Annotated in this window: 16 protein-coding genes; 9 read left to right on the top strand and 7 right to left on the bottom strand. The window is 62.0% G+C overall.

Features of this window, described 5'->3' with window-relative positions:
* The first annotated feature begins 4 nt into the window (after positions 1-4).
* Both parC and AACY42_RS07730 read left to right on the top strand, forming a co-directional pair.
* The gene (gene parC / locus AACY42_RS07725; RefSeq protein WP_339478334.1) at positions 5-2,269 is read left to right on the top strand and encodes a DNA topoisomerase IV subunit A; all 2,265 of its coding nucleotides are present in this window, start codon (positions 5-7) and stop codon (positions 2,267-2,269) included.
* A 179-nt stretch (positions 2,270-2,448) separates the two neighbouring features.
* A complete protein-coding gene (locus tag AACY42_RS07730; RefSeq protein ID WP_339478335.1) occupies positions 2,449-3,159 on the top strand; it encodes a PqiC family protein in 711 nt (236 codons plus the stop codon).
* A gap of 240 nt (positions 3,160-3,399) precedes the next feature.
* On the opposite strand, the gene AACY42_RS07735 is transcribed toward AACY42_RS07730, so the two are convergent.
* Complete coding sequence (locus tag AACY42_RS07735) at positions 3,400-4,917, bottom strand: AhpA/YtjB family protein (protein WP_339478336.1); 1,518 nt, start codon at positions 4,915-4,917, stop codon at positions 3,400-3,402.
* Positions 4,918-5,050: 133 nt separating this feature from the next.
* Between AACY42_RS07735 and serB the strand changes: the two genes are divergently transcribed.
* Positions 5,051-6,265, top strand: coding sequence for a phosphoserine phosphatase SerB (gene serB, locus AACY42_RS07740; protein WP_339478337.1), 1,215 nt, complete (start codon positions 5,051-5,053; stop codon positions 6,263-6,265).
* Between the two features lie 98 nt (positions 6,266-6,363).
* Here the strand turns inward: serB and AACY42_RS07745 are convergent, their stop codons facing one another.
* The 4 genes from AACY42_RS07745 to AACY42_RS07760 form a co-directional block, all read right to left on the bottom strand.
* Entirely contained in the window at positions 6,364-8,124 is a 1,761-nt protein-coding gene (locus AACY42_RS07745; protein ID WP_339478339.1) for a molecular chaperone, read from the bottom strand.
* Between the two features lie 225 nt (positions 8,125-8,349).
* Positions 8,350-9,210: an archaetidylserine decarboxylase gene (gene asd, locus AACY42_RS07750; protein ID WP_339478341.1), complete on the bottom strand. Its 861-nt coding sequence runs from the start codon at positions 9,208-9,210 to the stop codon at positions 8,350-8,352.
* 19 nt (positions 9,211-9,229) lie between these two features.
* Positions 9,230-10,045, bottom strand: coding sequence for a rhodanese-like domain-containing protein (locus AACY42_RS07755; RefSeq protein WP_339478342.1), 816 nt, complete (start codon positions 10,043-10,045; stop codon positions 9,230-9,232).
* 42 nt (positions 10,046-10,087) lie between these two features.
* A complete protein-coding gene (locus tag AACY42_RS07760; RefSeq protein WP_339478344.1) occupies positions 10,088-11,626 on the bottom strand; it encodes an HDOD domain-containing protein in 1,539 nt (512 codons plus the stop codon).
* A 166-nt stretch (positions 11,627-11,792) separates the two neighbouring features.
* Here AACY42_RS07760 and motA point away from each other — a divergent pair, with 166 nt between their 5' ends.
* The gene (motA, locus tag AACY42_RS07765) at positions 11,793-12,644 is read left to right on the top strand and encodes a flagellar motor stator protein MotA (RefSeq protein ID WP_339478345.1); all 852 of its coding nucleotides are present in this window, start codon (positions 11,793-11,795) and stop codon (positions 12,642-12,644) included.
* 3 nt (positions 12,645-12,647) lie between these two features.
* Positions 12,648-13,679 carry a flagellar motor protein MotB gene (gene motB, locus AACY42_RS07770; RefSeq protein ID WP_339478346.1) on the top strand — a complete coding sequence of 344 codons (1,032 nt, stop codon included), beginning with the start codon at positions 12,648-12,650 and terminating at the stop codon, positions 13,677-13,679.
* A gap of 74 nt (positions 13,680-13,753) precedes the next feature.
* Here the strand turns inward: motB and rsgA are convergent, their stop codons facing one another.
* On the bottom strand, positions 13,754-14,785 hold the full coding sequence (gene rsgA / locus AACY42_RS07775; RefSeq protein WP_339478347.1) for a small ribosomal subunit biogenesis GTPase RsgA: 1,032 nt from the start codon (positions 14,783-14,785) through the stop codon (positions 13,754-13,756).
* Positions 14,786-14,894: 109 nt separating this feature from the next.
* On the opposite strand from rsgA, the gene orn reads away from it, so the two are divergent.
* Both orn and AACY42_RS07785 read left to right on the top strand, forming a co-directional pair.
* Positions 14,895-15,437: an oligoribonuclease gene (gene orn / locus AACY42_RS07780; RefSeq protein ID WP_339478348.1), complete on the top strand. Its 543-nt coding sequence runs from the start codon at positions 14,895-14,897 to the stop codon at positions 15,435-15,437.
* 239 nt (positions 15,438-15,676) lie between these two features.
* Positions 15,677-16,291, top strand: a complete 615-nt coding sequence (locus tag AACY42_RS07785; RefSeq protein WP_204126993.1) for a trimeric intracellular cation channel family protein — start codon at positions 15,677-15,679, stop codon at positions 16,289-16,291.
* On the opposite strand, the gene queG is transcribed toward AACY42_RS07785, so the two are convergent.
* Complete coding sequence (gene queG, locus AACY42_RS07790) at positions 16,273-17,352, bottom strand: tRNA epoxyqueuosine(34) reductase QueG (protein WP_339478349.1); 1,080 nt, start codon at positions 17,350-17,352, stop codon at positions 16,273-16,275. The genes AACY42_RS07785 and queG overlap by 19 nt on opposite strands.
* A gap of 63 nt (positions 17,353-17,415) precedes the next feature.
* On the opposite strand from queG, the gene AACY42_RS07795 reads away from it, so the two are divergent.
* Complete coding sequence (locus tag AACY42_RS07795) at positions 17,416-18,915, top strand: NAD(P)H-hydrate dehydratase (RefSeq protein ID WP_339478351.1); 1,500 nt, start codon at positions 17,416-17,418, stop codon at positions 18,913-18,915.
* Positions 18,903-19,370, top strand: a complete 468-nt coding sequence (gene tsaE, locus AACY42_RS07800; protein ID WP_339478352.1) for a tRNA (adenosine(37)-N6)-threonylcarbamoyltransferase complex ATPase subunit type 1 TsaE — start codon at positions 18,903-18,905, stop codon at positions 19,368-19,370. The genes AACY42_RS07795 and tsaE overlap by 13 nt, the downstream gene beginning before the upstream one ends.

Here is a 19,370-nt window from a genome sequence, read left to right on the forward strand (position 1 = left end):
CCGCATGAGCGACATTCTTGCAGACAGCTTAGACGGCGTAGAACGCCGATCGCTGGCTGACTTCACCGAAAATGCCTACCTCAATTACTCCATGTACGTGATCATGGACCGCGCCTTGCCGCACATCGGTGATGGTTTGAAGCCGGTTCAACGGCGGATCATCTATGCCATGAGTGAGCTAGGGCTGGATGCTGATTCCAAGCACAAGAAATCGGCGCGTACCGTCGGTGACGTGCTCGGTAAGTTCCACCCCCACGGCGACTCAGCCTGCTATGAAGCCATGGTGCTGATGGCCCAGCCATTCAGCTATCGCTACACGCTGGTGGACGGGCAGGGTAACTGGGGTGCGCCGGACGATCCCAAGTCTTTCGCGGCCATGCGTTACACCGAGGCGCGGTTGTCGCGCTATTCCGAGGTGCTGCTCAGCGAGTTGGGCCAGGGCACCGCGGACTGGGGGCCGAACTTCGACGGTACCCTCGACGAACCCCTGGTTTTGCCGGCGCGCTTGCCGAATATTCTCCTCAATGGCACCACGGGCATTGCCGTGGGCATGGCCACTGACGTGCCACCCCACAACCTGCGGGAAGTGGCCACGGCGTGCGTGCGTTTGCTGGACGAGCCCAAAGCCACGGTAGAACAACTCTGTGAACACATCCAGGGCCCGGACTATCCGACCGAAGCGGAAATCATCACGCCGCGTGCCGACCTGCTGAAAATCTACGAGACCGGTCGCGGTTCGGTGCGCATGCGCGCCGTGTACCACATCGAAGACGGCGACATCATTGTCACGGCGCTGCCGCATCAGGTCTCCGGGGCCAAGGTCTTGGAGCAGATTGCGGCGATGATGCAGGCAAAGCCGTCGAAAGCACCGCAAGTGGCGGACTTGCGTGACGAATCCGACCACGAAAACCCGTGCCGCATCGTGATTATCCCGGTCAACAGCCGAGTCGACCACGACGCGCTGATGCAGCACCTGTTCGCCAGCACCGACTTGGAGTCGAGCTACCGGGTCAACATCAACATCATCGGCCTGGACGGCAAGCCGCAGTTGAAAAACCTGCGGGCATTGCTGGTGGAGTGGTTGGCGTTCCGGGTCGAGACCGTGCGCCGGCGCCTGCAATTCCGCCTGGACAAGGTCGAGCGTCGCCTGCACCTGTTGGACGGTTTGCTGATTGCCTATCTCAACCTGGATGAAGTGATTCACATCATCCGCACCGAGGAGCATCCCAAGGCCAGCCTGATCGCCCGTTTTGATCTGAGCGAAATCCAGGCCGACTACATCCTCGACACCCGCCTGCGGCAGTTGGCGCGGTTGGAAGAGATGAAGCTGCGCGCCGAACAGGATGAATTGCTCAAAGAGCAGGCCAAGCTGCAAGCCCTGCTGGGCAGCGAAGCCAAGCTCAAGAAACTGGTGCGTACCGAACTGCTCAAGGACGCTGAAACCTACGGCGACGACCGTCGCTCGCCCATCGTCGAGCGTGCCGAAGCCAAGGCGCTGACCGAACACGACCTGTTGCCGAACGAGAAAGTCACCGTCGTGCTGTCAGAAAAAGGTTGGGTGCGCTCCGCCAAGGGGCATGATATTGACGCGACGGGGCTTTCCTACAAGGCCGGGGACGGGTTCAAGGCCTTGGCGGCCGGGCGTTCCAATCAATTTGCGGTGTTCGTCGACTCCACCGGGCGCAGTTATTCGGTGCCGGCGCATACCCTGCCATCGGCTCGTGGCCAGGGCGAACCGCTGACCGGTCGGTTAACGCCGCCACCGGGTGCAACTTTTGAATGCGTGCTGATGCCTGAAGATGATGGACTGTACGTAATTGCGTCGGACGCGGGTTACGGGTTCGTGGTCAAGGGTGAGGACCTGCAAGCCAAGAACAAGGCAGGCAAGGCGTTGGTGAGCTTGCCGAACAACGCCAAGGTGATTGCGCCGCGGCCGGTTGCTGACCGGGAGAACAACTGGCTGGCGTCGGTCACCACCGAAGGCCGGTTGCTGGTGTTCAAGATCAGCGACCTGCCACAGCTGGGTAAAGGCAAGGGCAACAAGATTATTGGTATTTCCGGCGAACGGGTCGCCAGCCGTGAGGAATATGTCACGGATATTGCAGTGTTGCCGGAAGGTGCGACGCTTGTGCTACAGGCAGGAAAGCGCACGCTTTCGTTGAAAGCAGACGATCTTGAACATTACAAGGGTGAACGCGGTCGGCGGGGCAACAAGCTTCCAAGGGGATTTCAGCGAGTCGATGCGCTGCTCGTCGAAAACCTCAATTAGGCGTACTAGAGGGCTCGGTCTGCGATTAAATGCCGCAGATCGATACTTTCGCGCTGGAGTCGGCGCGCATATTCACGGATGATAGGCCCTTTCAAGCGCCGGCGTGGCCGAGCGTTCTTCATAATGACCGAGTATTTTTTCACTGTGGTAAGCCTTGTGGCTGCCACCTGGACGGAACGATGACTGCTCTGCGCCTCCCTATTTTGTGGCTCGCCGGCCTGCTTGGCCTGGCGGGCTGCAGCATGAACCAGCCGGTGTCGCTGTACCAACTGGACAGCGGAACCCCGGCCCAGCCTGCGCAAAGCACAGGCATGGCAGTATTGCTGGGGCCGGTCCTGATTGCCGATTACCTGCAACGCGAAACCTTATTGCAACGCCAACCGGACGGCAGCCTGCAGGCCGCCACTGACGGTCGTTGGGCTGGCAGCTTGTCTTCTGATATCGATCAGTTGCTGCTACGCCAGGTTGCCGGGCATCTGGACAGCCAGCGTGTGGTGCTGGCACCCGCGACCCAAGGCTTCACCCCGGATGTACAGGTGTTGCTGTCGATTACCCGCCTGGACTCGGGTAAAGCCCAGCCGGCAGTGCTCGATGCCCAATGGCGATTGGTCGACCGTCGTGGCAAGGTGCGTGAGAACCGCATCGTTCATTTGCAAGAACAACATGCCGGCACCACGGCGGCACAGGTCCAGGCCCAGGGCGTGCTCCTGCAACGCCTGGCCGAACAGCTGTCCGTGTCGCTCAAGCCCCTGGCCAACCAGCCTCCTGTCGCAGAAGTCCCACGAAAGTCTGCTCCCGCCCCGGCCAAGCCGGTAGAAAAGGACAAGGACAAGGACAAGATCCCCATGGCCTTGCCGATTCGCACGGACATGGAAGTGTTCAGGTTCTGACGCCAGGACTGGATGCAAAACAAAGCCCGCGTTGATGCGGGCTTTGTTGTTTCTGTCTGGCGGAATCTCTGGCGTCTGTCCTGGCCCTATCGCGAGCAGGCTCGCTCCCACAGAAGATCTGTGGTCATACAGAGAACTTCCGGTGGGAGCGAGCCTGCTCGCGAAGAGGCCAGACAAAGGCGACAAAAAAGCCCGCAGACAATCACTCATCTGCGGGCTTCGTCATTTCAAGTCTGGGGATCAGGCCTGGCGTTCATGCATCCGTGCCAGCTGCCGTTCCAGCATCGATGGGTAAGGCTCCATCAAGCGTTCTACGCAACACGCGCCTTCGGGGCTGGCGATGGGGCGAATGCGGGTGCGCTGACGGATCAGGGCGTCGTCGTTGATCTTGCGCTCCACCAGCAGCAAGTTGCGGCTGTGTTGCGACAGCGCCAGGGCGTCCTGGGCGGTTTCGGTCAGCAGCAGGTCGATCTGGCTCAGGCCGAACAAGTCGTCGCCCAGGGTCAGGCCCAATTGCAGTTGCAGGGTGATGCCGCTGTCGGCGACTTCTATCTGCAACTGGTGGCCCAAGGCGCGCAGCAGCTCACCGCAGCAAATGGCGTTGGTCAGGTAGTCGTCACCGCTGTCTTCGGCGTGGAACAGCATCAGCGTGCTGCCGTCGTTCAGGGTGTGCAATTCGCCCTGATAGAGTGACGCGGCCTGGTCGAGGCAGTCGCGATAGCGCTCGAGCAATTCCTTCAGGCGCGCCTGGGGCAGGCGGCGCAGTTGGTCCTGGGCGCCCAGTTGCACGGCCAGTACGGCGCTGTGCTGGGGCAGGTTCGAGACGACTGGCCTGGCGACCGGTTGAGGTGCTCGATCGACTGACTCGTCCCGCAGATCGGCGAACGCGTCGTCGTCCTCCTCGTCCTCTACCGTGCGTACCACGTGGCGTAGCGCTGGTTTGGAGGCGGGCATTGGCTGGCTTTCATCAAACCCTGGGTCGCGCAGGTTGCGCACTTCGAAGCCTGGCTCGGCATCGTCGTCGTCCACGTAGTCGATGTCTTCAGGTTCCGGCACGGGCGCAGGCTCCGGTGCGAAGCTGACGTGCAGTTGCCGGGCCAAGTCGCCGATCTCGTCCTGGCGCTGGGTGGCCGGCGTGTGTTCGTCGATGTCCCGCAGCCAGACACGCAATTGCAACAGCGGCGTAGAGATGTGCCGTCCCAGGCGCAGGCTCAAGGCCAATGCCAGCGCCAGCAGGATCGCGCTGAGGATGCCCATGCTTTGCAGGCTGATGGTCATCGGTTGTTGGAACTGGTCCATGTCCAGGCTGATGCGCAGTTGCCCGGCGGTCACGTCCTGGAAGGTGATCTTGCTCTGGTACATGCCACCGGGCTCGCCCAGCAGGCCTGCCTTGGGACGCTGGCCGGCCTCGGCGAGGATGCGGTTGTCCACGCTGTAGATGGCGGCGTGAGCCACCAGTTTGTTCTTGGTCAGGTTGTTGAGTAGCACGTTGAGGCTGAGGATGTCGTTGGACACCAGCAGCTCGGTGGCGGATGTGGCGGTCTGGGTGGTCAGGCTTTCACCCAGGGCATCGGCCTGCTCGTGCATCGCCTGCTTGAATTGCAAACCCATCACGCAGGCATAGATAACCAGGGCCAGGGCGACCAGAATCACGTTATGGCTGGCAATGCGCAATGCAATCGGCACACGACGGTGACGCAGTGCACGGAAGATCAGCAGGAAGAAGTTGTCGGTTTTGACTGGCGTGGGCCGGTTCACTGAGCTCGGCTCTTTGTCCGTGAAATTGACGCGCAGTATAGCGACAGCCCCATGACCGGCAAAGCGCTGGCGGTGCCCGATGGTCACTGAATGTGGGTAGAATGCGGTTTTTTTCCACCTGCGGGGGTGCGCCTTGCGCGAAATCGTCCTGATAAACATCACTGGCAGCGACCGTCCGGGTCTGACTGCGGCCATTACCGGCGTTCTGGCCCAGGGTGGTGTGAACATTCTCGACATCGGTCAGGCGGTGATCCATGACACGTTGTCGTTCGGCATCCTGGTTGAAATCCCGGACGCCGAACAAGGCAAGTCGGTGCTCAAGGACATCCTGTTCACCGCTTACAAGCTTGACCAACAGGTGCGCTTCACCCCGGTGTCCGAGGACGATTACCAGCATTGGGTGGCCGGCCAGGGCAAGAAGCGCCACATCGTTACCCTGCTGACCCGCAAGGTTACCGCCGAGCAGTTGCAGCGTGTCAGCTCGATCACCGCCAAATATGACCTGAACATCGATCACATCGACCGCCTGTCCGGGCGCATGCCGCTGGACACTCCGGATGACAAAGGCAAGGGCTGCATCGAGTTTTCGGTGCGCGGCGAGCCGGCCGATCCCCAGGCGTTACGTGCCGAGTTCCTCAGCGTGGCCCAGGAACTGAACGTCGACATCGCCTTCCAGGAGGATTCGCTGTTCCGTCGTAACCGCCGCCTGGCGGTATTCGACATGGACTCGACGCTGATCGAAGCCGAAGTCATCGACGAACTGGCGAAGGCAGCCGGCGTGGGCGACAAGGTCTCGGCCATCACCGAGCGCGCCATGGCTGGCGAATTGGATTTTCGCGCCAGCTTCAAGGAGCGCCTGGCGCTGCTCAAGGGGTTGGACGTCAGCGTGCTGGACTCCATTGGCGCTTCCCTGCGTCTGACCGAAGGCGCCGAGACGCTGTTCGCCGAACTCAAGCGCCTGGGCTACAAGACCGCCATTCTGTCCGGCGGCTTCACCTACTTCGCCAAGCAGTTGCAAGCCAAGCTCGGCATCGACTATGTGTTCGCCAACGAACTGGAAGTGGTGGACGGCAAGGTGACCGGCGTGGCCGTCGAGCCGATCGTCGATGCCCAGCGCAAGGCGGACCTGCTGCGTGAATTGGCTGAAAAAGAAGGCCTGCGCCTGGAACAGACCATCGCCGTGGGCGACGGTGCCAACGATTTGCCGATGCTGGCGATAGCGGGCCTGGGCGTGGCGTTTCGCGCCAAGCCGCTGGTCAAGCAGTCGGCCAGGCAGGCGATTTCAACCTTGGGGCTCGACGGGGTGTTGTACCTGCTGGGCTTCAGGGATCGTGACGGGCAGCTCTGAGTCTGTCGCAATCTTTTGTGGCGAGGGGATCTAGTTGTGGGAGCAGGCTTTGCTCCCACAGAGAATTCTCTTTTCACAAAGGGTTACGCGTTGGCTGTTTAAAGCGACTTCCACAACGAATCAAAATCCCCTTCTTGCTCGTCGCCATCCCCGTGGGTGGCTGAGTCTTCCTGATGATAAGCAAACTGGTTGAAGCTGTGGGTGCTGGTGACCCGGCGGTCCAGACCGGCGCGGCGTTCCTGGCCGTTGGTATTGATCAACACCCGCTGGCCCTCCTGGAAGGGCAGGCGCGGGGCGATCATGGTAGGGGGGAGGTCAATGGCGCTGATCTCGGGGAGTAGCAGCCCGCGCAGGTAGTGACCGTGCTCATTTTCTTCCCGGACCAGTTGCAGCCCGCAAGGCTGGGCATGTGGTGCGACCAGCTCGATGCCCATTTGCATGGCGCCGTTGCGCACTTGCCGGATCCAGCGCACCACGGCAACGCTCCAGGCTTGGTCGCTGGTGTCCCGAATGCCGATCATTTCCCCGGCTTGCAACTGTTCCGGCACCTCCTTGGGCCAGCCGAGGCAGTAGCCGCCAGGGCTGTGGTTGATGATCGGCAGGTCGTAGGTGGGGAAGTGATGCTGGTTGTCGGAGTGGCTGCCGTCGTCGTCGCTCGGGTTGACCGGGTACTCGATTTCTTCGTAGGGCAGTAGGTCGCTGTCGCCAGCAGGGGCGGCATCGAAGGCCTGGTCCCAGGCGTCGTTTGTCTTGCTCGACGAGGCTTCGAAGCGGGCCTTGCGGGGGGCGGGGCTTTTCAGTATTTCGTTGAAAGAGCGCTCGCCGCCGAGGTAGTAGTGCAGTGCACTCATGCCCACGCACAGCGTCAGCGTGCCGTTACCCTCGGTGCGCTGGAAACTACGTTCCGCCGCTTCGCCCCAGGCGGCTTGCAGGTGATGCAAGGTGTCGACGCTCATACCACCGGGTATCGGCAGGCTTTGCTCGGCAGGTTTTTCCAGGTGCGTGGCGATTGCGCGCACCAAGGGCTGTGGATCGAAGCCCTGCAAGGTTGGCTGTTGTTCGGCGCGGAACTTGGAGCGGTAGCGTGGCCCCACGTCCAGTTGCGGAGCGAGCGCGAACAGGCTGGCCGCTCTGCTGGCGGGTTCCAGCTTGACCCACTGGCTCCAGGCTTCGAGCGCTTCGGTCAGTCGCCCGATTTGGCTCTGGCGCAGCTGATTGCTGCGTGACGCCCCCAGCAGCAGGGCGACGACATAGGTCTGCTCGGCGGTCAATTGATGAACCTGGCTGGCCAGTTCGTCACTCACGCTCAGGTGCTGTAACCGGTGCAGGCAGGCGATCTGGTACAGCTGATGCAAATCGAGCCACAGCCCCTCAGGCACTGGGCTGTACAACTGACTGGCACGCAGCAGCGGGCCATTGAGGGCATGCATCGCCCGTTGCAGCGCGGTGCTCAGCAGGCGGGCCCGGTCCTTGGTGTATTTAGGTGTAATACGCGCCACGATCTGTTTGTAGCCCATCGCCAGCTGAGTTTGCAGCGCCTGGCAGAGGTTGACGATTTTGCGCGAGCGTTCATCCAGCACGATGGCCTGTTGCAGGAAGTGCCGTTCCAGGTGCTTGCAGACGTAATACACCTCGGGCCGCAGCAGCTCGAGCAGTTGCAGGCGATTGTCGCTGGGCGTGAGCAGTTGGTTGAGTTCACCAAGGGCTTGGTACAAAAGACGGGCTGTTTCGCCGATGTTGGCCTTGGGCAGGTCGGCAATCCAGCGCTTGAGGTCGCGCGGCGTGGCTTCACAGAACGACAAGCGTGATTGCGTCGGGGTCAGGACGCGCAATAGCTGGAGAGGGCTGGTCTCATTCATGCCGTGTACGGGCTCCGGCGGGAAATGAACGTGATGTTTCCAACTCTAGCAGCTGACAGGCCGGTGTGTTGCCCTGAATGTGCTGTGGGAGCAAAGCTTGCTCGCGATGCAGGCGCCGCGGTTTCTTTTGGACCGCGTCATCGTTCATCGCGGGCAAGCCTTGCTCTCACAATCCTACTTCCGCAGGCCTGTCTCTACAGGCCTGGTTCAAGGGGCGGGCGTGAATCAGGCTTTTGGCAGTGCCAGGCCCTGGCCCATCTGCACTGGCGAACCGGCCACCAGGCCTTCGACCCATTTCACCTGGTCCGGCCCGAACAGCACGATGGCCGTCGAACCCAGCTTGAAGCGCCCCAGTTCGGCGCCTTTTTCCAGATGAATCGGCGCGCGGGCGGCTTCGTCATAACGGAAGGTTTTCAGCTGGCGCTTGGGTGGCGTCACCAGCCCGGCCCAGACGGTTTCGATGGACGCTACGATCATCGCACCCACCAGTACCACGGCCATCGGCCCACGTTCGGTGTCGAAAATGCACGCCACGCGCTCGTTGCGGGCGAACAGCTCCGGAACGTTTTCGGCGGTGCTCTGGTTGACCGAGAAAATCCGCCCAGGGATGTAGACCATCTCCCGCAGGGTGCCGGCCAGCGGCATGTGCACGCGGTGGTAGTCCTTGGGGGACAGATAGATGGTGGCGAAATCGCCGCCCATGAACGGCGCCGCGTTGGTCGCGTCACCACCCAGCAGTTCCAGCACGCTGAAGCTGTGGCCCTTGGCCTGGAATACCCGGCCGTGCTCGATCGGGCCGAGCTGGCTGACGGCGCCGTCGGCGGGGCTGAGGATCGCGCCTGGGGTGTCGTCCAGCGGACGTGCGCCGTCTTTCAGGGCGCGGGTGAAGAAGGCGTTGAAGTGCTCGTAGGCAGTCAGGTCTTCCACCAGGGCCTGGGACATGTCCACTTGGTAGCGCTTGGCAAACCACGCGGTAAAGGCGTTCTTGAACCATCGCACGCGGCATTCGGCAATGCAGCCGGCCAGCCGCGACAGCAGGTGGTGGGGCAGCAGGTATTGAGTGAGGATGAACAAACGGTTTTTCATTAACTGTCCTTAAGAACCTTCAAAGCTCGATGGGTGTGTCGGGGTGGTTGCCCCATTCGCCCCAGGAACCGGCATAGCCTTTGACCCGTGGATAACCGAGCGCCTTGGCCACCAGGTAGGTGAAGCCGGAGCGGTGGTGAGTTTGGCAGTGGGTGATGATTTCTTTGTCAGGCGTGATGCCCAATTGTTCGAGGATTTGCGGCATGTCTTTGCGGATGCGCAGGTTGCGCGATTGGTCCATGCCGGCAGTCCATTCGAAATTGACCGCCCCGGGAATGTGCCCGCCTCGGGCTGCGACGACTTTCGCGCCGGAATATTCCAGCGGGCCGCGAGCGTCCCAAATCGCCAGGTCGGCGGCACCGAGCCGGCTTTGCAGGTACTCGCGGGTGGCGGTGGGCGCTTCGTGCAGCGTCAGGCTGACCGGGCCTGCGACGGGCACAGGCGCTTCGACGGACACCGGCAGGCCTTCGTCCAGCCACGACAGCAGGCCGCCGTCGAGGTAGTGGTAGTTCGAGTGGCCGATCACGTCCAGCAGCCAGATAAACCGCCCGGCCCAGCCGCCGCCTTCATCGTCATAGACCACGTAGACCGCATCCGGGTTGTGCCCGAGCTCGCCGAACAGTGCTTGCAGGTCGGCTTTGGCCGGCAGCAGGCCCGGCGCCGGCGGGTGGCCGAGCTGGGTGCGCTTGGGATCGACGAAGCGTGCGCCGGGGATATGGCCGGTGCTGTAGCGGGCGGCGCTGGTCAGGTCCACCAGAATCAGCTCGCGGGCATCGAGGCGCGGTAGCAGTTCGCTCGGCTCGATCACCAGCGGCAAGCCAGAGAAGTCAGGCATGTGAGGTCTCCAGGGGCGCAAAGGGAAAGGATTGTAGCAAGTTCAGCGGCCGCGGTTGGTAAAGGTATGCAGGGCCCTTTCGATGCATTGCACGGTTTTGCCGAAGGCTTGCACGGTCACGTCCGAGAACGGCCCACCGCCCTGGTCCACCACCACCAGCATGATCACTCGGCCATTACAGGTCAGGGAGCGCAGCAGCAGGTGCTCACCCCGGAACAGGGTGCGCAGGCCCGGTGGCAGTAGTGCCGAAAACTGCGCGTTGTTGTCCGGGTTCAGGCGAACCTGGGCCTGCTGAGCCAGCAAGCGCTGCACTATTTTGCTCTGGCTGATGGTAAAGCTCATGGCCGCGGCTTCTTTGGGCAGGCCGGCGGTCTGATGTACGCGCACGCTGGTCTGGTTGCGGTCGGCCATCAAAATCATCACTCGACGCATGCCGCAGGCCGCCAACACGTCACGTGCCGAGGTGGTCAGGTGCATGGCATTGCTGAAGGGGCTCGGCTCCACTAGCAGTGCGGAACATTGTTTGCGCCACTGGCTCAGGTCCTCGGCGCTGGGTGGCGGAGGCGGTAGCAAGCCGGGGTGGATGCGTCGGCAGCCCCAGGGCCAGAGCAACGCCACGGCCGGATGCCAGAGGTCTGGCATGGCGTCATGACGGGCGCTCGTGACGGCTTGTTGGTGCAGTTGTTGTTGGAGCTCATCCATCGGCATCTGCAGATACAAACTGGTGAGGTATTGCCAGCGGGCACTGTGGGGGGTGTCCCAGGCCTGTTGTGCTGAAAGTGCCAGGCCGTTGGCCAGCAACACAGTATTGGCCGGTTGATTGAGCCAGCGTCGCAGGGTTGGGTCGTCGTCTAGGCGATTCCGCTGGCGCAGCGGGTGCTCGCTGTCCCGGGCGATGCGCAGAACCTGCACCAGCTCGCGGCGTTCATTGAGCAGTAGGCGATAACCCTGCATCACCCAGATCGGCAGGCGCCAGGTCTCCACCAGCGCCAGGCAGATTTTCATTAGGCTGACGCCGAACAATTCGCGCTCTACCTTGCGCGCAGGCTCGCCTTTGTGGACGACTCGCAATTCCCATTCCCCCAGCAACCGCGGGTGAGTCAGGGCCAGTGGCCACAGCGGCGAGAGAAACAACAGGCTGCCCCAGTGTATGTCCTGCCACAGCCGCGCCAGGCGGCTGGCAAAAAAGCCATTGGCCTGTTGCGTGGCGTGCTGGCTGATCAATTGCAGTTGGCGCAAGGCGATGGGGATTTCGTGGCCCGGCAACGACGGCAGGCGAGCGAGCAGTTCCTCGGTACGCTTGAGGCCGAGGCGGTTGATGGCCACTTCGAGGTTTTCCGCAGGTTCGGCGAGGCTGCCATGGGTGTGATGGTTGGCCTCGCGGATGACGCTCAGGGCCAGGGCGGGGCTGTCCTGCATCAGTTCGGCGATGTCTCGCAACGAGCGGCGGCTGTCGGCAATGGCCTTGCAGACCAGGTCATGGCTGGCCTGGGGCACCGGTAGGTGCACGCCATCGAGCAACTTCACCCAGCCTTCGAGGGTGGTCGGTCGTGGCGTTGGAACCTTCGTTTTGTTAGTCATGGCTGGACGTGATCATCGTATGAATTCTCTACGCCCGGAACGGGGCAAATTGGCTTTTCGCCAGAACAGCCTATAGTCTGGCGCAGTTTTGCCGATAAGGAGAAGAAGAGATTTTTCAGCTTCCGAATATGACCTTGAACCCGACTTAAGTAAGTACTTTCTATCTATGGCTAAAATTATCGGCATCATCGTCGTGTTCGCGAGCGTGCTTGGCGGATACGTGCTCTCCCATGGCAAGATTGCCGCCCTGGTCCAGCCTTTCGAGGTGTTGATCATCGGTGGTGCGGCCCTTGGCGCATTCTTGCAGGCCAACCCCGGCTACATGACGATGCATGTGCTCAAGAAATCCCTGGGCATGTTCAGCTCGCGTTTCAGCCACACCTTCTACCTCGAGGTGCTGGGCCTGATCTACGAGATCCTCAACAAAAGCCGCCGTGAAGGCATGATGGCGATCGAGGGCGATATCGAAGACGCTGCCGCCAGCCCGATCTTCGCCAAGTACCCTGCGGTACTCAAGGACGCTCGCATGACGGCGTTCATCTGTGATTACTTGCGCATCATGTCGTCCGGTAACATGGCGCCCCATGAACTCGAAGGCCTGTTCGACATGGAGCTGTACAGCCTCAAGGAAGATCTGGAGCACCCGTCCCACGCGGTCAACGGCATTGCCGACGGCATGCCTGGCTTCGGTATCGTCGCGGCGGTATTGGGGATCGTGGTGACCATGGCATCCTTGGGAGAAGGTGATCAGGCCTCCATCGGTCTGCACGTGGGTGCGGCATTGGTAGGTACTTTCTTCGGTATTCTGGCTGCGTACGGTTTCTTCGGCCCGCTGGCCCATTCCCTGGCCCATGATGCCAAGGAAGAACTCAACGTCTATGAGTCCATCAAGGCGTCCCTGGTGGCCTCGGCCTCGGGCATGCCGCCATCGCTGGCGGTGGAGTTCGGTCGCAAGGTCCTGTACCCAGCGCACCGTCCAAGCTTTGCCGAGCTGGAACAAGCGGTTCGCGGTCGTTAAACCATGGAAAATAACCAGCCGATTATTGTAAAACGCGTCAAGCGCATTGCCGGGGGGCATCACGGGGGCGCCTGGAAAATCGCCTTCGCCGACTTTGCGACGGCAATGATGGCGTTCTTCCTGGTGCTGTGGCTGCTGTCTACGGCAACCCCGGAACAGAAGATCGCCATCGCCGGTTACTTCAAGGACCCGGTCGGTTTTACTGAAAGCGGCACGCCGTACATCATCGATCTGGGCGGCTCACCGACCCTGGCGCCGGACACGACCCTCAACCCCGAAGTCAAATCCGAGCCCCAGCCCGACAAGGTGACGGTGGATTCCGAACAGGTCGAAGGCATGGCCGAGCAGATCGAGCGCGAGCGCCTGGAGCTGTTGTTGCAGGAGTTGCAGAACAAGGTCGAAGAAAATCCTGAGCTGCAGAAGTTCAAGGACCAGATCCTGTTCGAGATCACGCCGAACGGCTTGCGCATCCAGATCATGGACGCCGAGAACCGGCCGATGTTCGACTCCGGCAGTGCGCGCCTGAAGCCTTATTTCGAAGACATTCTGCTGGCCATGGCCGATACCATCAAGGCGGTGCCGAACAAGATCAGTGTCAGCGGTCATACCGATGCCAAGCCCTTCATTGGCAACGGTGACTTCGGTAACTGGGAGCTTTCAGCCAACCGCGCCAACGCGGCACGCCGCGCCTTGGTGGCGGGCAGTTACCCGGACGAGCAGGTGGCAAGGGTGGTCGGTTATGCGTCTTCAGCGTTGTTCGACCGCGCGGATCCGTTCAACCCGGTCAACCGGCGTATCGATATCGTGGTGTTGACCAGGAAGGCCCAGCAGGCCATCGAAGGTTCGCAAGCCGATGATCTGGCGCCGGATCCGGCCCAGGGCGCACCGGGTGAAGTGCCGGCGACGCCTGGCGCTGCGGCGGACCCGAATGCCTTGCCGGCGGATCAGCAACCCGTACCGGCCCATGAGCTGCGCGAACGCCTGAACCTGTTCGACGACGTTGCGCCGAAACCGGCCGAGCCACCGGCGCAATGACCTAAGAGCCGATACAGACCTGTGGGAGCAAGCTTTGCTCCCACAGGTCCTCTCGACTCACATTCCTTTTAGAATCAGTAACTGCTTTCCGGCAGGCTGGCGATGATCGAGCGGTAGCTGTTCATCCTTTGCTGATGCACGCGGCCTTCTTCCAAGGCCATGAGCAGCGCGCAACCGGGTTCGCGGTCGTGCTTGCAGTCGCGGAAGCGGCAGGTGCCGATCAGCTCGTTGAACTCGATGAACCCGGCTTCGACGTCGGCCCGGCTGACGTGGCCCAGGCCGAATTCGCGGATGCCCGGTGAGTCGATCAATTCACCGCCGCCGGGAAAGTGGAACAGTCGCGCGGTGGTGGTGGTGTGGGTGCCCTGGCCGGACAGCTCGGACAACGGCCCGACGCGCGTCTCGACGTCCGGCAGCAGGCTGTTGACCAGCGATGACTTGCCGACGCCGGACTGGCCGACGAACACACTGATGTGCCCGTCCAGTTGTTGTTGCAATTGTTCCATGCCGTTACCGTGGTGGGCCGAGACTTCCAGCACCGGGTAACCCAAATCCCGATAGACCGACAGCAGGGCGTTCAGCGCCGGGGCGTTGTGCTCGTCGATCAGGTCGAATTTGTTGAGCAGCAACAGCGGGCGGATGCCGGCGTGCTCGGCGGCCACAAGGTAGCGGTCGATCAGGTTGGCGTGGGGTTCGGGCAGCGGGGCGAACACGATGACAATCATGTCGACATTGGCGGCAACGGGCTTGAGCTGTCCCCGACTGTCCGGACGGCACAGCTCGGTGTGGCGCGGCAATTGCGCGACGATCACGCCAATGCCCTGGTTGCCGGCACGCCAGACGACTTGGTCGCCCGTCACCAGCGCCGGCAGGTTGGCGCGCAAGTGGCAGCGGAACACCTGGCCGGCCAGTTCGCCTTCCCGGGCCTCGACCTCGACCTGTACGCCGAAGTGGGCGATGACCAGGCCGGTCTGTTCAGGGCCCAGGTCACCACCCTCCAGGGCTTCGACAGCGCTGGATTCGCGTTTGGCGGCGCGGGCGGCGCGCTCGCCCTGGATCTTTTCGATGCGCCAGTTTTGACGACGATTGAGTTGGCGTTTGGCCATGGGTGTTCCGTATGAAGAAATGCAGCGAATAGGGTAAAACGGCCGCGAGTTTAGCACGCCCAAGGGGCGGCCTAGGCTAAACTGCGTGGCTACGCCGAGGAGCTTCCCTATGCAAAACCCGCAGAATCTGATCTGGATCGACCTGGAAATGACCGGTCTGAACCCGGACACCGACGTCATCATCGAAATGGCCACCATCGTCACCGACAGTGATCTCAACACCTTGGCCGAAGGCCCGGTGATCGCGATCCATCACAGCGACGAGATCCTGGCCGGCATGGACGAGTGGAACACTCGCCAGCACGGCGGCTCGGGCCTGACCCAGCGGGTGCGCGAGAGCAAGATCAGCATGGCCGAGGCCGAGGTCCAGACCCTCGCCTTCCTGGAGCAGTGGGTGCCCAAGGGCAAGTCGCCGATCTGCGGCAACAGCATCTGCCAGGACCGTCGCTTCCTGTACACCCACATGAAATCCCTGGAAAGCTACTTCCACTACCGCAACCTGGACGTCTCCACCCTAAAGGAGCTGGCCGCCCGCTGGGCACCGCAAGTACGCGACAGCTTTCAGAAAGGCGGCAGCCACCTGGCCCTGGACGATATCCGCGAGTCCATTGCCGAGTTGCAACATTACCGTAAGCACTTCATCAAGTTCTGATTCCAGCGCACGGCATTCTTGTAGCGCGTGGGATTTGAGGGAGCAAAGTTTGTGGGAGCAAAGCTTGCTCGCGAAACAGGTGACTCGGTCTCTGAAGGACCGCACCGCCTTCATCGTGGGCAAGCCTTGCTCCCACAGATCTCCTGAGCACAGATTCCTTGTTTGGCATGGTCGAGGACTGCCCCCTTTTGGTGCCTGCCCGAAATGGCTAGACTGCGCGCCTTCTCGTAAGGACCGCCATCATGTTGCTGATGCTCTATCTGATCGCCATCACCGCTGAAGCCATGACTGGCGCCTTGTCTGCCGGGCGCAGGGGCATGGACTGGTTCGGTGTGGTGCTGATCGCGTGTGTCACCGCGCTGGGTGGCGGTTCGGTGCGTGACGTGCTGCTCGGTCATTACCCGCTGACGTGGGTCAAGCACCCCGAATACCTGGTGCTGACCACTGCCGCCGCGATGTTGACGGTGTTCCTGGCGCGCTGGATGCGCCACCTGCGCTCGTTGTTCCTGGTGCTCGACGCCGTGGGTTTGGTGGCGTTCACCTTGATTGGTTGCATGACGGCCCTGGAAATGGGGCATGGGATGCTGGTGGCGTCGGTCAGCGGGGTCATCACTGGGGTGTTCGGCGGCATTCTGCGAGACATCTTCTGCAACGATATTCCGCTGATCTTCCGTCGCGAGCTCTACGCCAGCGTTTCGTTTGCCGCAGCATGGTGTTATCTGCTGTGCGTCTTCCTGCAACTACCGAGCGAACAGGCGATCCTCATTACCTTGTTCGGCGGTTTCCTGCTGCGGCTCCTGGCGATTCGTTTTCACTGGGAAATGCCGAAGTTCGTCTACAACGACGAGGTTTGACGCTCGGCATGTTGGCGCAGGGCCCACGCCACGTGCTCGCGCACCAGCTCTGACGGGTAGTCGCGCCGCGCCTCCAGCGCTTGCAGCACGGGAATCGTAGATGGCGCATTGCCCAGGCCCACCGCCAGGTTGCGCAGCCAGCGCTCGTAGCCGGCGCGGCGCAGGGGGGAGCCTTCGGTGCTGCTCAGGAAAGTCGCCTCGTCCCACATGAACAGCTCGGCCAGCCCGGCGTTGTCCAGGTTGTGCCGCGGCTTGAAGTCGCTTTCCCCGGACGGCCGGGCAAAGCGGTTCCATGGACAGACGATCTGGCAGTCATCGCAGCCAAACACCCGGTTGCCGATCAACGGCCGCAGCTCCTCGGGGATGGCGCTTTTCAGCTCGATGGTCAGGTAGGAAATGCAGCGGCGGGCATCGAGTACGTAGGGTCCGACGAAGGCATTGGTAGGGCAGATGTCCAGGCACGCGGTGCATTTTCCGCAATGTTCGCTGGCATGGGGCGGGTCCACCGGCAGCGGAAGGTCGACAAACAGCTCGCTCAGGAAGAAATAGCTGCCGGCCTTGCGGTTCAATACCAGGGTGTTTTTACCGATCCAGCCCAGGCCGGCTTGTTCGGCGATGGCTTTTTCCAGGACTGGCGCGCTGTCGACGAAGGCGCGATAACCGAAGGGACCGATGACCGCCTGAATTTTTTCTGCCAGTTGCTGCACACGTTTACGGATCAATTTGTGGTAGTCGCGGCCCAATGCATAACGAGAGACGTAGGCTTTTTCCGGTTGGCCGAGCATCTGGGCCATGTGCGTATCGCCTGACAGGTAGTCCATGCGCAGGGAAACCACCCGCAGCGTACCCGGCACCAGTTCCTCGGGGTGCGAACGTTTGCTGCCGTGGGCGCCCATGTAGTCCATTTCGCCGTGGTAGCCGGCATCGAGCCAGCGTTGCAGGTGTTGTTCATGCTCGGCGAGGTCCAGGCCGCTGATGCCGACCTGCTGGAAGCCCAGCTCACGGCCCCATTCCTTGATGGATTGGGCTAGGGCGGGGAGGTCTGTGGGAATGGCAGGCATGAGGCGAGAGAAACCAGAGCTGAGATGCGTATAATTCTGCCAGACATCGGAGCCCGAAGACGCATGCCGCACACTAAAGATGATTTTCCCGACGCGCTGTACAGCGCCGCGCAGGTCCGGGCCCTCGACGCGCAACTGATCGCGGCCGGCACCACCGGTTTCGAATTGATGCAGCGCGCCGCCCGCGCCACCTGGCGAGCGATCGTACGGCGCTGGCCTGACGTCCACGAACTGACGGTGCTGGCCGGGCATGGCAATAACGCTGGCGATGGCTACCTAGTCGCGACCCTGGCCCGGCGCGCCGGCTGGTCGGTGCGGGTGCTGACAGTGGGCGAACCCCGGCGATTGCAGGGGGACGCCGCCAATGCCCATGCCGAGGCTGTGGCGGTGGGCGTGCCGATGGAGCCGTGGTCGGATGAGGCAGCGTTGCGCGGCGTGTTGCTGGATGCGCTGCTCGGCACGGGCTTGGAGGGTGATGTGCGCGAGCCTTATGTGCGGGCTATCGATACGATCAATGTCAGCGGTCTGCCGGTCACGGCGGTGGATATTCCCTCGGGGTTGTGCGCCGATACCGGCCGGGTGCTAGGCACGGCGGTGGTGGCCGACCTCACCGTGACCTTCATTGGCTTGAAGCTGGGCCTGTTTACCGGCGAAGCGGCGGATCGGGTCGGTGCACTGGTGTTCAACGACCTGCACGCCGATCCCGATATTGTTGATGCGGCACCGGCCAGTGCCCGATTACTCTCACCCCATAATCTGCCACGTCTGACGCCTCGCTTCGCCACGTCCCACAAAGGCAAGTTCGGTCATGTGCTGTTGATCGGTGGCGACCGAGGCTTTGGCGGTGCGATCCAGATGAGCGCCGAAAGCGCCCTGCGCTGCGGCGCGGGGATGGTTTCGATGGCGACCCGCAGCGAGCACGTATCCGCTGCGCTGACGCGTTTGCCGGAAGTGATGGTGCAAGGCACCCATTCGGCAAACCAATTGATGGGCTTGCTCCAGCAGGCCAGCGTGCTGGTGGTCGGGCCGGGCCTGGGCCAGGCCGCGTGGGGGTGTAGTCTGTTGTCGGCGGCAGCCAATGCGCCGCTGCCGCAAGTGTGGGATGCCGATGCGCTGAACCTGCTGAGCAGTGGCGATGTCCGCTTGCCTGAGCAGTGTGTCATCACCCCGCACCCGGGCGAGGCGGCGCGATTGTTGGCGCTATCCACCGCTCAGGTGCAGGCCGACCGTCCGGCGGCGGCCCGTGCACTGAGCCAGAAATACACCGCTACGGTGATCCTCAAGGGCGCCGGCAGCCTGATTGCCAGCCCGGACGGTCGCCTGGCGGTTTGCAGTCAGGGCCATCCGGCCATGGCCACGGCCGGTCTGGGGGATGTACTGGCCGGTGTGGTCGGCGCCTTGCTGGCTCAAGGCATGGAGGGTTTCGAGGCCGCGTGCCTGGCGGTCTGGCTGCATGCCAGTGCCGGTGCCCAGGTCGGTCGCTCGGGACGGGGGTTGGCGGCAACCGATCTGATCCCGGCCATTCGTCAGTTGTTGGAGGAGCATTCACCGTGTCTGAAGTAACCCTGTACGTGGCGGACGAACACGCCATGACACAAATTGGCGGCCGCATCGCGCAGATTACCGCGGGCCATGGCCTGATTTTTCTTGAAGGCGACCTCGGCGCGGGGAAAACCACCTTGTCTCGTGGCATTATTCGCGGTCTCGGCCATGTCGGCTCCGTCAAGAGCCCCACGTTCACCTTGGTCGAGCCCTACGAGATCGACGACATTCGCGCCTTCCATTTCGACCTGTATCGACTAGTGGATCCTGAAGAGCTGGAATTCCTCGGTATCCGCGATTATTTCGAAGATGACGCCTTGTGCCTGATCGAATGGCCCCAGAAGGGTGCAGGCTTTTTGCCAAAGCCTGACCTGACCATTACCATTGGCGCGCAGGGCGGCGGGCGTTCGCTGAAACTGACGCCGCAAGGCTCGCGTGGCGAGTCGTGGTGTGCCGCTTTGGCATTGGAAAACTAA

It is taken from the genome of Pseudomonas sp. RL_5y_Pfl2_73, from assembly GCF_963970515.1.
GTDB lineage: Bacteria > Pseudomonadota > Gammaproteobacteria > Pseudomonadales > Pseudomonadaceae > Aquipseudomonas.

Bases quoted from the DNA above. Each gene is read 5' to 3' on its own strand.
- motA (WP_339478345.1), top strand. From the start codon at position 11,793: ATGGCTAAAATTATCGGCATCATCGTCGTGTTCGCGAGCGTGCTTGGC.
- AACY42_RS07755 (WP_339478342.1), bottom strand. From the start codon at position 10,045: ATGCCTGACTTCTCTGGCTTGCCGCTGGTGATCGAGCCGAGCGAACTG.
- orn (WP_339478348.1), top strand. From the start codon at position 14,895: ATGCAAAACCCGCAGAATCTGATCTGGATCGACCTGGAAATGACCGGT.
- queG (WP_339478349.1), bottom strand. From the start codon at position 17,352: ATGCCTGCCATTCCCACAGACCTCCCCGCCCTAGCCCAATCCATCAAG.
- parC (WP_339478334.1), top strand. From the start codon at position 5: ATGAGCGACATTCTTGCAGACAGCTTAGACGGCGTAGAACGCCGATCG.
- AACY42_RS07795 (WP_339478351.1), top strand. From the start codon at position 17,416: ATGCCGCACACTAAAGATGATTTTCCCGACGCGCTGTACAGCGCCGCG.
- AACY42_RS07745 (WP_339478339.1), bottom strand. From the start codon at position 8,124: ATGAATGAGACCAGCCCTCTCCAGCTATTGCGCGTCCTGACCCCGACG.
- motB (WP_339478346.1), top strand. From the start codon at position 12,648: ATGGAAAATAACCAGCCGATTATTGTAAAACGCGTCAAGCGCATTGCC.
- AACY42_RS07760 (WP_339478344.1), bottom strand. From the start codon at position 11,626: ATGACTAACAAAACGAAGGTTCCAACGCCACGACCGACCACCCTCGAA.
- asd (WP_339478341.1), bottom strand. From the start codon at position 9,210: ATGAAAAACCGTTTGTTCATCCTCACTCAATACCTGCTGCCCCACCAC.
- rsgA (WP_339478347.1), bottom strand. From the start codon at position 14,785: ATGGCCAAACGCCAACTCAATCGTCGTCAAAACTGGCGCATCGAAAAG.
- AACY42_RS07730 (WP_339478335.1), top strand. From the start codon at position 2,449: ATGACTGCTCTGCGCCTCCCTATTTTGTGGCTCGCCGGCCTGCTTGGC.